This is a genomic window from Anaerobiospirillum succiniciproducens DSM 6400, from assembly GCF_000482845.1.
Classification (GTDB): Bacteria; Pseudomonadota; Gammaproteobacteria; order Enterobacterales; family Succinivibrionaceae; genus Anaerobiospirillum; species Anaerobiospirillum succiniciproducens.
The window spans coordinates 1-12,164 of record NZ_AXWV01000092.1 but is presented as its reverse complement, the minus strand read 5'-3'; the positions used below and the strand labels follow the sequence as shown (position 1 = coordinate 12,164).

Annotated in this window: 6 protein-coding genes; 5 read left to right on the top strand and 1 reads right to left on the bottom strand. The window is 42.1% G+C overall.

From position 1 onward, the window contains the following. Window positions 1–229: 229 nt before the first annotated feature. Entirely contained in the window at window positions 230–490 is a 261-nt protein-coding gene (locus H524_RS0110830; RefSeq protein ID WP_027940231.1) for an HPr family phosphocarrier protein, read from the bottom strand. A 452-nt stretch (window positions 491–942) separates the two neighbouring features. On the opposite strand from H524_RS0110830, the gene H524_RS16770 reads away from it, so the two are divergent. The 5 genes from H524_RS16770 to H524_RS16755 all read left to right on the top strand — a co-directional run. Next, window positions 943–1,353: a LexA family protein gene (locus H524_RS16770; protein WP_052339066.1), complete on the top strand. Its 411-nt coding sequence runs from the start codon at window positions 943–945 to the stop codon at window positions 1,351–1,353. 1,388 nt (window positions 1,354–2,741) lie between these two features. Then, the gene (locus H524_RS17890) at window positions 2,742–4,466 is read left to right on the top strand and encodes a methyl-accepting chemotaxis protein (RefSeq protein ID WP_052339065.1); all 1,725 of its coding nucleotides are present in this window, start codon (window positions 2,742–2,744) and stop codon (window positions 4,464–4,466) included. 1,615 nt (window positions 4,467–6,081) lie between these two features. Beyond that, complete coding sequence (locus H524_RS16760) at window positions 6,082–7,761, top strand: methyl-accepting chemotaxis protein (RefSeq protein ID WP_052339064.1); 1,680 nt, start codon at window positions 6,082–6,084, stop codon at window positions 7,759–7,761. Between the two features lie 293 nt (window positions 7,762–8,054). Then, a complete protein-coding gene (locus H524_RS0110805; protein ID WP_027940230.1) occupies window positions 8,055–9,047 on the top strand; it encodes an Asd/ArgC dimerization domain-containing protein in 993 nt (330 codons plus the stop codon). Window positions 9,048–10,071: 1,024 nt separating this feature from the next. After that, window positions 10,072–12,164 (top strand): FimV/HubP family polar landmark protein (locus tag H524_RS16755; RefSeq protein ID WP_052339063.1); only part of this gene is annotated, 2,093 nt, incomplete at its 3' end.

Genomic DNA, 12,164 nt, shown 5'->3' with positions numbered 1-12,164 from the left:
AGGATACTAACCACCTATGCCGTCAACAGAGTGCGGATAAGTCCAATAAGGATGTGTAACTTTGAACAACTTTATTGGAACAGGAAAGCAAAGAGAGTGGCAAAAGTAAACTTTGCAGATATAGGTAGGTTGTAAGAAAGGCTAAGGCCACTCTTAAGCAAGTTAAGAGTGACCTAAAAAAAGAGTGCGCATGTGAGATGACATGGTGCGCTAAGAGAGCGTCTTTTAGTTAGATGGTGGAAGCAAAGAGCTCTTGAAGCTTAGCTGCTGCAACTTCCTCATCCTCACCTTCGATGGTGACGGTAACTTCCCAGCCGCAACGAATACCTAAGCCCATGAGCGCAAAGATACCGCCCTTTAAATCGGCAGTCTTGCCATGGGCGTCGATGGTGATCTTGCTCTTGAAGGACTTGGCTTCTTTAATCAGTGCACCAGCTGGACGTGCATGAATGCCGTCACGATCTTTGATGGTATAGGTAAATTGTTGCATCTTGAGTCCTAAATGAAACTACGAAAGACTAGCCTGCGCCATTTCTAGAGCGATAAGCACTAGAGCATGTGAACACAAACATAAGTAAGAGAGTGCTCATTTATTTGGCATGTATAAGTAATATGTAGTTACTTACAGTAAACAAAGCAAGTTATGGTCAGTTAAGTTGTTAGCTACAACACATAACTGCTTGTACAATACAATTAAGTTGGCGCAAAAGTTTAAGACTTGGCTATGAAGGCACAAGTCATTGGATTTAACTTTATATTGTACCATGCAAGAGAACAATACAAACTAAACTGTGCAAAAACAGCCTCAAAAATCGCATCTAAATGAGATTTACTCAGGATGGTTGTTTAGGCCATTTAGCCTGCACTAGAAGCGTCACGCAGCACTACTTAACGTTTGTCGTCTAAAGGGAACCATTAATTAGGAGAGCTAGATTGGGTCACATGTTATACCAAGAGTACAAAGACGATCCTATTAATGGAGATAGCGAGGTTAAGGGAATTGACCTTAACGAAGTACTTGATCTTAATGCGCCGTACAGTTTTGTCTTTAGGATGGGATCAGATTCATTTAAAGATGAGGGTATCTTTAAAGGAGACTTTCTGGTGATACGTCGAGACATTATTGCTGAGCCTGGACAAATAGTAGCGGTGAAGGTGAATGGCAAGTTTTCCTTGCGTAAGTTTGCCTTTTTTGAAGATGCATTGCTTAAGCATGAACAGGGCTTGAATAACTACGTTAGCTACTTTGATGATGGCAGGCCAAACTTTGAGATTTTTGGGGTAGTCAGTAGTGTCTTTAGAAAGACCTTACACAAACAGCATCTAAGCAAGCCTTCAGACAAACTAGCCTAGCGTTTAAGCCTGACATTTGCAATTCACTCTACATTTATTGCCGCAATTGCCAATAAGTCTTGGCCCTTGTGATGGCTGTGATCTTAAGATCCTATATGCCTATGATCTTAGTACGTAGCTTGTTCTTATATTCAATTTAGGCTGTGATCTTTGTGCCTTATATGAAGCTAGTATCAGCTGAGCTTTTGAGTCTGTTTAAGCAAGAGTGCCGCTGCTGAGCGTTTTTCTCTTAGTTTTAGTAGATGGCTCTGCAAACAACGGTGGTGATCTTGTGATCGCATGGTATAGACAGGTATAAATTAGTGTGATCTTGTGATCTGTAACTCACTCATAATCATTATTTCGGTATTCTTTTAGCATAATAAGCTGTAAATCAACAGATAAGGCCTTGTTTTGACTTTCTCTCAGTGGCAAGCAAGAGTGTATCTAGTGATGGTTAAAACGATCTAATATGGATCACGTTGGACTTAGCTAGCAACTATGATTGTCCATGCCTTTAAAGCTATTTTGCACTCCTGTGGTGCAAAAATGATGGCGGTATTGAATAGTCAGTGATTTTGTAGATTCAAAATATGCAATGAACTTTACACTTTTTCTAGTTAAGAGCATAGTGTAGTGTTGACTCAACAAATTCAATAATGTTTTTAGCAGTTTGTTGAGTCTTGTTGTTCACGTGGATCCAATGTAAAGGACTAATTGCTATGCTTGTTTAAGCGACTTTTTGACTCTTATGGATATACTTGTTTTGAGACATAGAGCAAGCTTGTTACTAAGGTGGAAAGGCTGCAAATTTGTACATTACGTTGATTAGGTTACGTTGTATCAAGAGCTATATTGCGATGTTTGGCGTGTAAACTAGTTTGAAGTTGTGATGTAGCTTGTATTATAAGTTACTAAAGTTCGCTAAAATCCATACCCTAGTCAGTCTATATAACTGGCAGAATATGCGCTTACTGTTGTACACTAAACATCCATTGTTAATATAAATGTAAGTTTAGGTAAAACGTTCATACATGCTTATGCCTGAACTTGCATTTTTGCTTTTACTCATGATTTATCCATGCAATGGTACATTAAGTTGAGTAATACGTAGCTTAATTGGTATTATCCAAGGTAACAGTTATCCGTAGCTTTTTTAGCTATTACGTGAAGTGTATGAGAGTTTTTATAACCATACTATGCGATGATAATGTCTATTGTGTCCAAGTATTTAAACATCCAAGTGTAGATGATTTATATATTGCTTGATATTTAGATATGCCATATATGGTTATTTGAATGCATGAGATTATTGTCTCGTGCTATTAGTTTGTAACAGACATAAGTATCAAACGGGTGCTGTTTCTTTTTTAGATTCAGTATTTTTCGTTCTTTGAGGAGCTTTTCTTATGTTCAAGAACCTGAGCATAAAAGGTAAGATGCTATCGGGATTCGGCTTTGTTATTTTGATTGCGTTAACCGTGGCTAGCATTGCTGTTTTCTCAATTATGAGTGCTTCTAGAGTAGGTAACGATGTTCGTGTCTTAGTAACTAAAGACATCGCCGCTATCTTCGATGTGCATAAGTCATACAATTCCGTTCACCGCTGGTTACACATTTTACAGGCTAACCCAGATGCCAAGATGGTTTCTGAAGGTTTTGATTATGTTAAGAGCCTCGAGCGTGTTATTGATACTCTGCCAACCCACAAGTATGTTGATCTGACTAACGATACTCGTCAGTCATTACGTACTTTAGTTGATGTGCTGCAAAACAGCCGTTTCAAGACTTTAGTAATGGAGGGCCAATATAAAGAGGCCGATAAAGTCTTCTTAGTTGAAGTTTTACCTTCACTGTCAGCTTCTAATACCAATCTTTCTAAGCTCATCTACAGCTATACCAATGATGTAAACCACATGGTAGTCGAGCTTGATATGACTGAGTATTTGTACATCACTCTCGTAGTTGCAATTGGCGGTACCATTCTAGCTCTGTTCATTGCCTATGTACTGTACAGCTACATTGTTGAAAGCACTTTAGGCATTAAAGACGCTGCAGAGCGTATTAAGAGCGGTAATTTCAAGATCAAGTTCGACGAGAGCAAGTTACACAAGGATGAAATCGGTGACATCTTTACTACATTTAAAGAGACCGCTTTCACTTTAAACCGTGCTATTGCACGTACCATTGCTATTTCTGATGCTTTAAGAACTAGCTCACAGACCTTAAATACTGCTTCTGTAGCCGTTATCTCTGGTGCTAAGGAAGCTGAGACTCGTGCTCTTACTGTTGCAGCTGCATCTGATGAGATGGTATCAACTACTGCTGATATTGCTAAGAACTGTCACAACGCTCAGAGCACTTCAGAGGTTGCGCGTGTTGAGACTAACAATGGTGTAGATAAGGTTAGAGCCACTGTTATCCGTATTAAGGAGCAGGCAGAGACCTCTCGTGAGGACGCTTCTAAGGTTATTCGCCTTGCTGAGCAGTCACAGAAGATTGGTTCTATCGTTGGTACCATTGAGGATATTGCCGCTCAGACTAACTTACTTGCACTGAACGCTGCTATTGAGGCTGCTCGTGCTGGTGAGGCAGGTCGTGGCTTTGCCGTGGTTGCGGATGAAGTTCGTGCACTGGCATCTCGTACCGCTGCATCAACTAAAGAAATTATTGCAATGGTTGCTGGTGTTAAGGCTGACTCCGAGCAGGCTACCTCATCTATGAATGAGTCTGTTGAACAGATGAACTCTGTTGCTGAGGAAGCTTCTGACTTAGAGAACACTCTGTCTAACATTCGTGATGCTGTTAATAACGCCAACGATCAGATTATTCAGATTTCTACTGCAGCTGAAGAGCAGATTAACGCTACTAGCGAAATCTCTAACAACATGCAGGGTATCTCTGAGATGGCTCAGCAGTCTGTAGACGTTGCTTCTAATGCAGCTAACGTTGCTGATTACTGTACCAACCTGATTAATGGTCTGCTTGATGAGCTCGACTTCTTCACTATTGACGAGTCTCAGATTGACAAGCGTGACTTAAACTTCAAGCGTATTGATGCTGACGTTGCCAAGGCGATTGAAAAGTCTGCAGCCCAAGCTCAAGAAAACTTAGAAAACTTAACTAACGCATAAACTTTAAATCAGGCAAGGCATAGCAACAGCTATGTTCCTAGCTCCTCAGCCTGATAAAGCAAGTTAGATTATTAAAAGGCCTTCCAGATGCAAGTTTGGAAGGCCTTTTGCTTTTATACAAGACAAAAATTCAAGCCACTTATTTGGCTGCTCGATGATTAGTGCACTAAGTTCAGCTCTATTTAGCTGCTCGATGATTAGTGAACCAAATTCAGCTCTATTTAGCTGCTCGATGATTAGTCCACTAAGTTCAGCTCTATTTAGCTGCTCGATGATTAGTGAACTAAGTTCAGCTCTATTTAGCTATTTAGTTATTGCAATGTAAGCTGCTCTGGTATGTAGATGTTTATACAGATGGTTCGCACATAGACGGTGGACATCTAAGACACATAAATGCACAAATAAAAGTGAACTCCATCAAAGGATATGCCTGCAGACTCCATTAATCTGTAATGTGCAGGCAGATATAACGCCTACATTGTATGAGGGGGCTTATCATTCTTAATGAAGTATAAAGGTGGCAATGTACACAAATATTGGGTGTTGAAAGCAGCACTCATTTATACAGTATTAACAGTTGGGGGTGCTTAATTATGTTTAATAATATGGGGCGGGATGGTGTCTACTAGTATACTAGTCGGCAAGAAAGTGAAGAATGTCAATGCTTATCTAGAGATCAACTGCTCGATCAAATATGCATGGTAAACATTAACTTTTAACTAAGTTACTAAGAAGCAAAAGTTGTATCTAGGTTTGCATATCGTGCAGTTAGCTCTGAAAGTTTTCTTGTATATGCACATTTAATGTGCGCTGCGTAAATTTATCAAAAACTTTGATGGAACTCACACCAAAAAATAAAGCCACTCAAACTTGTCTTAGTTAGACAATCAAAATCTTTAACTTAAAAATGAGCAAGCCACTCCGATCCCGAAAAAATGCGGGCAGTACAAGCTTTTAGTTAAAGTGTTGATTATTTGTTATCAAAATTTGGCAATCATCTTAGTGGGTTATTTAGATATTAATGGCACTGTTTGATATGCAAAATGCAACAAAACGCAAGAAAAATTTATTAGAAATCGTGATAGGATTTGCGTGTAGGCGTTGATAACCATAACGTTATCGATGTTTTGCCATGAAAGAAGATACGATGATTTAATAAGTCATCCTTTGATCCTTTCAAGCTTTGTTGTCTACATAAGGCACCTTGAATCAATCAAACATTTTTCTATTAAAGTACATATCAACTATGGTTGAGTTTGAGTTGCTGCTGTGAAGTTGCGCTTTATTATGTGCTAATAGGAAACCTGATTGTGTACTTCATGGTCTGTCAAACGTGAAGATGACCTTAGTATTTTTTAATTGCAGCTGAATGCTTAGGTCTTTAGTTCATCCTCGAGTGTGGAGACAATCCAGGATGACTATCACATGAAGGTATAGTAGGTCGTGGCTACCTATGATCTTCAGGCTCTAATCTGAAGAGCGCCTACGACGGGGAGAAGAGGCGAAGTTGTACTTTTCCTAAGTAGAGTACGATGAAGCTTCACATTATCTGGGGTCTTTACTCGTACATTCTGATAGAGTTTTACTCTGTTAGTGTGTAAGACAGGATACGTTCATGCTGAAAGATTTAAGTCTTAAAGGAAAGCTTTACATAGGATTCTCTTTAGTAATCCTGTTATCGGTAGTTATTGCAGTTATTGCCCTGTACGCAATGATCAAGACTACAAACCAGGAAAAAGAAGTTTTCCATATGGTTAATGATGGTATGGCAGGTACTTATGAAGTTTATAAGAAGTACAATGCTGTACACAGCTGGCTGCACAAACTGCAGGTTGAGTCTAATCCTCAAATCGTCAATGACGGTATCAGAGCTGTTAAAGAGCTCAAAGAGGCAAATCCTCATCTTTGTTTAGATATTGAGCCAGAGTTGGCAGCTAAGACTCTTAGAAGCATGGAAGCCTTAGTTGGCTCATTAGAAAACTCTAAGTTCGAAAGACAGCTGCTTGCCGGTCAGTATGAAGAGGCTCAAGTAACTTTCCTGTCTGACATTCTGCCTTACTCATCTGCAGCCAACGCTAACGTCGCAGCACTGGTAGTATCCTACACTAAGTACATTGCAACTGAGCTTGCTGAGCTTGATTTAGACCATCTGATTTATATAACTTCTATCATTACCCTCTTAGTGGTAATAAGCTCCATTGCGATTGCTAGCTCTATTTACCTGTACATCTCCAACAGCACTGCGGAAATTGTTCGTATCGCAAACCTGCTTGAGAATGGTGACTTTAGACTTAATGTTGATGTAAATAAGGTTCACAACGACGAAATTGGTCGCATCATCAAGTCATTTGACAAGATGGCTGGTACCTTAAACCATATCGTTGCAAGAACTATTGCAGTTTCAAAGCACCTGGAGAGTCAGTCAGATCTCTTAAATGAATCCTCATCTGCAATTAACACTGGCGCATCTTCAGCAGAGTCCCAATCTATTGCGATTGCAGCTGCAGCTGATGAGTTAGTATCTACCACTGGTAACATTGCTAAGAACTGTTTACGTGCACAAGAGACCTCCACTGACGCAAGCAAAATTACCGTTACTGGTATGGAAAAGGTTCGTGCAACTGTAAATCATATTAAAGAGATGGCTTCTTTCACTCGTAACGATGCTGATAAGGTTAACCGTCTTGCCGACCAGTCTCAGAAGATTGGTTCCATTGTTAGCACCATTGATGACATTGCTGCTCAAACCAACTTACTGGCACTCAACGCTGCTATTGAGGCTGCTCGTGCTGGCGAGGCTGGTCGTGGCTTTGCCGTGGTTGCTGATGAAGTTCGTGCTCTTGCATCTCGTACCTCTGAGTCCACCAAAGAAATTTCAGCCATGGTGCTGTCGATTCAGAACGACTCTCAGGCAGCTACTGACTCCATGCATAACTCTGTTGACCAGATTGAACTTATGGCCAGCAATGCAGGTGAGCTTGAGTCTACCTTAGGCGAGATTGCTGATTCTGTACGTGATGTAAACAATCAGATTATCGAAATTGCGGATGCTGCAAGCCAGCAAACTCAGGCAACTGCTGAAATTTCAGGCAACTTACAACACATCTCTGAGATGGCTCAGCAGTCTGTGGATGTATCTGGTAATGCAGCCGACGTTTCATCTTACTGTGTATCCTTAATCCAGTCCCTGTTAAATGAGCTGCAGTTCTTCCACTTAGATGAAAAACGCATCGATCCAAAAGACCTCGACGTAACTCGTCACTCCGTTGGTGATGTAGGCAGCGCAAAGCATTAACCGTTTTAAAATACTCCATAATCTAAAGGGCTCAGCTGACTTTTGTCATCTGGGCCCTTTATTTTTATTTCCACTCAAACGAATACAAACTCTTCTCAGAATGATGGTAGAGTGAAGCCACTTAACTCACCTTCATCTACATAAGCCTAAAACATCTATACTATGGCCTTTTAGGATTTAGATTGCATACATGAGTATGGTGCTTGACAGTGGGTATATACTAGAGATTTGTGTCACATACTTAATCCTTATGCTTATTTACCAAGTCGATAAGGACAGTTTAGGGAAATTATATGAAGTTAGCTGTTTACGGTTACGATACTATTGTCGGTAAGTTAGTTTTAGAAGAACTCGAGCAAGGCAAAATCGTTATCGAAGAATTCTTTCCGCTAAGCCCGCTGTCTGCAGAGTACGATGCTGTGCCTCTGTCTGGTAAGAACTACAAGATTGAGTGCGTCGACGAATTTGATTTTGCTAAAGCGGATGTAGTGCTGTTTTTATCCACCAAGGATGAGTCAGAGCGACTTATTCCAAAAGCCCAAGCTGCTAATTGTGTGGTAATTGATAACAGCCATCTATTCTCTGGTGCTAAGGGTATACCTTCAATCGTTAAGGACATCAACCCAGAGAAGATTGTTGAAGTTAGAGCTAAGAAGCTTGCAACTGTTCCTCTTGCCCTTACCTCTCAGATTGTATTAGCTCTAAACCCACTGCACGACGAGTTTGGTGTGCGTAAGGCTGCGATTACTGCATTAGTTTCAGTATCAGAGCATGGTGAGCTTGGTACTCAAACTCTAGCCTCTGAGACCACCCGTCTTTTAAATGGTATGTCTGTTGACGTAACCGATTTTCCTGCACAGCTTGCTTTCAATCTCCACACTCGTGTAGGCGATATTAATGAAGAAGGTTCAAGCATACTTGAAGATGAAGTGAAGAAGGAAGTCTTTGAGGTGATTGATCCTTTTAAAGACGGCATGTCACTTACCTGCATTCAGGTACCAACATTCTACGGTCATACTTTATCGGTACATGTTGAGCTTGAGTATGATGGTTCTGTAGATGAGTTCAAAGAGGCTCTGCGTAAGGCTCCTGACTTAGTCTTAGAAGAGGATATGGAAGAGAAGACTCTAGTAACTCCAGTATCTTGTGCAGAGCTTGATAAAGCAGTCTATATTTCACGCGTGCGTAAGCAAGGTCGCGCTTCATTCGACTTTACTGCAGTTATGGATAACACTGCAGTAGGCGAGGCCGCTGCAGCTTTAGATATCCTTAAGATGCTTGCTTAAAACGGCTTATTTACATCAAAGGCAATTAATACACTGCTGCACATGACAATGTACTTAGCATATACATGCTTATGTACAGCAGTTTTAAACTCCATGTGCCCATCAGTTGCCATGATAGAAGCTAGCTCAGCTTATTGATATTAAGTAGCTAGATTATGTTGAGTATATAGAGCTTCGTTAGCACATGGTGTCAAACTCATAGCATTTAAGCCATTGCAGCTAGATACATTTTGTTTGCATTGACATGCATGTGCAAATAAATGCGATAAATAGGCTGATTTGCTGTAAATAATCGCCTTTAAGTAGCCAAAATAACTGATGCACATATAGTGCACTTATTGCAAATACTTTGGGCTTAGTCACGTTAGGATCACTAATATCAACCAAATTGGCCCTAAGTTAAGGCAAAACATATAGAATAGAAAACTGCACATGTTACAAATGTATAATCAAAGCCTGTGCAGTATGGATTAGCGCCTGTTGGAGGTTACATTCAATAACGTTAAGTTATCCTGTGACTTTCAATTGGACTAGTCTTAATTGCTGCATTGCAGCAAGATAGTGAATGGTATTTTTGTCTTTAGATGAAAGTACGTCTATTACTATCAGAGCCAGGTGCCGTCGCTAGGAGAGAGTTAAGTTCATAATTGAGGCCCGTAGAGTACGTGTATCAACTTATGCCACCTTTCTTCTAACTGTCAGCATCTTGCACATAGTTAAGAACTTTGTTGTTCTTAAACCAGCTTTGTAAGGTACTCTGTATCTTTAGATGGTTTGGCAGTCTCTTATTGATCACAAACTAAGTTTTTGCTTGGTTTTGCTTTTCTTTAAGTGTTTTCAACAACAGCATATACAAGTGCTAAGCGGTAGTATTTGTATATGCTGTTAGCAATTAAGTAACCGCGCAAACTATTGTCCTGTAAAGGATTGCGTATAGTTTGCACGATATTTGCAAGAGTTATGAGAGTTTTGCTTGTCAGTTAATTGGCAACTCATCACTTTAATGCGAATTTTGGTGGTATATATGAGCTTTTATAAGCATTTATTAACATTGGTGGCCGCGCTTACGTTAGCGGTTACTTCCCATGTTTATGCTGAAGAAGAGTTTTCTATCAGTATTACAGGTCCAGAAGAGGAAGCTGCTCCAGCACCTGCTCCTCGACAGGTCCGTCCTGTTCGTCCTGCTCAGCCAGTTGCAGTTGCTCCTGCTCCTGTACAGACACAGGCCCCTGCAGCTACTCAAACTGCAGCTCCGGCAGCACCTGTAACTGCCACCGCTCCAGTGGGCGCACCAGTGGGCGCAGAGCCTTATCAGGCACAGCATACTGTTGGCGCTCGTGAGTCTATTTGGTCAATTGCACACCGCTACTCAGCTCCTTACAACAATGTAAATGAGTTCCAGGCTGTTGCATCCATCTATCGTAATAATCAAAACTCATTTGAGAACGGCAATGTTAATCAGATCCGTCGTGGCTCTGTACTCAACATTCCTGCAGCCTCTCAAATGGCTTTAGAGCAGACCCAAACTGGTTCTGATCTGCTGAGCAATGGTACTACCACCTTACCTCCGCTTAATGCAGCTCCTACCCAGATGACTGCCCAGAACAATACAGCTCCTGGCTCTGTTACCGCTCAGAATGCCTCATCTCCAATTGGATCAGCTAACGACATGAACGTGCCTAGCTTTGTTGCACGTGAGACCATGTTACGCGACATCGATCCTAAGTTAACTTATGAAAATGAGGGTACTGACAATCCTGATAAGGAAATCCTCACTGATGAGCAATTAGCTGCTGACAATGCAAAGCGTACTCAGGAGACCGTACCTGAGATTAGCCGCAGCTCTTTAGACTTAAAGGCAATCGAAAGCCTGCTTGATAGAACCGAGCGCAACATTCAAACTGCTCAGAAGGACGTTTATCGTCGCTTAGATGAGAACATCAAGCGTTCTGCTCAGGTTGCTAAGGACACTGCAACTGTAACTGCTAAAGAAGAAGTTGGTGAGTTAATCAACCACTACGAGCAAGTTATCTCTGAACTGCAGCAGTCTAACAACGACTTACGTTCATCTTTATCTAAGATCAACAAGCAAGTTGAACAGATTCGTGGTATCCAGATGGAAACTGCTGATTCTGTTGCTATGCTCGACCGCCGTGTAGGCACTCAGCCTGTAACTGCTGTCGATAGTGCACCAGTAGCCTCAGGTCACTCAGCATTTGAGTCAGGTCCAGTTATCTGGATTTTACTTGTCGCTGGTGTAATGGCTCTGCTCTTATCAATCGGCCTGTTTATCTTCAAGTCACGTGCACGTAAGCAGCATGATTTAGTATCAACCTTCGATGATGACGATGGCGGCTTCATTGATGATGATGATATGGAAATCTCATCATTACTCGCCTCAACTCCAATCATGGAGGAAGCTGCAAGTAAGAAGGGCGCTCAAGCATCATCTTCAGCAGCTAACAAGCGTGCTGCGGCTCCAGAGCCTGCACCAATTGATGATGGTCCAATGATGGATAACGGTCCAATGGACGGCGGCTTTGGCGGTTTCGACGGTGAAAGCTCACACGCAGGAGGCGGTGAGGACTTCCACGATGAAATCGTTATGCCCAGCGCAGCCCCGGTAGCAGCCGCTAAAAAAGCAGCTGTTGGGGCGGGTGCAGTAGGTGCAGCTGCCGCAGCAATGGCAGCATCTCCTGATGAAGCAGCTGCCCAGGAAGCCTGGGATAGTGCAGCAACAAATGCTTCAGCATCAACCTTAGGTAAGAGCGCAAGCAACGCAGCCATGAATGACTGGTCTAATTCTTTAGATCAGCACGAGGCAGGCGCATCACAGATCGACACCGGCGGTGACTTCGGCGGTGGTGATGCTGGTGGCTTCGGCGATGCAGGCGGCTTTGGCGACGCAGGCGGTGACGCCGGTGGCTTTGGTGACGCAGGCGGTGATGCCGGTGGCTTCGGCGATGCAGGCGGCTTTGGCGATGCTGGCGGTGACGCAGGCGGATTTGGCGACGCTGGCGGTGATGCCGGTGGTTTCGGTGATGCCGGTGGCTTTGGCGACGCTGGCGGTGACCATGCTATGGGTGGCGATGCCGGTGGTTTCGGTGATGCCGGTGG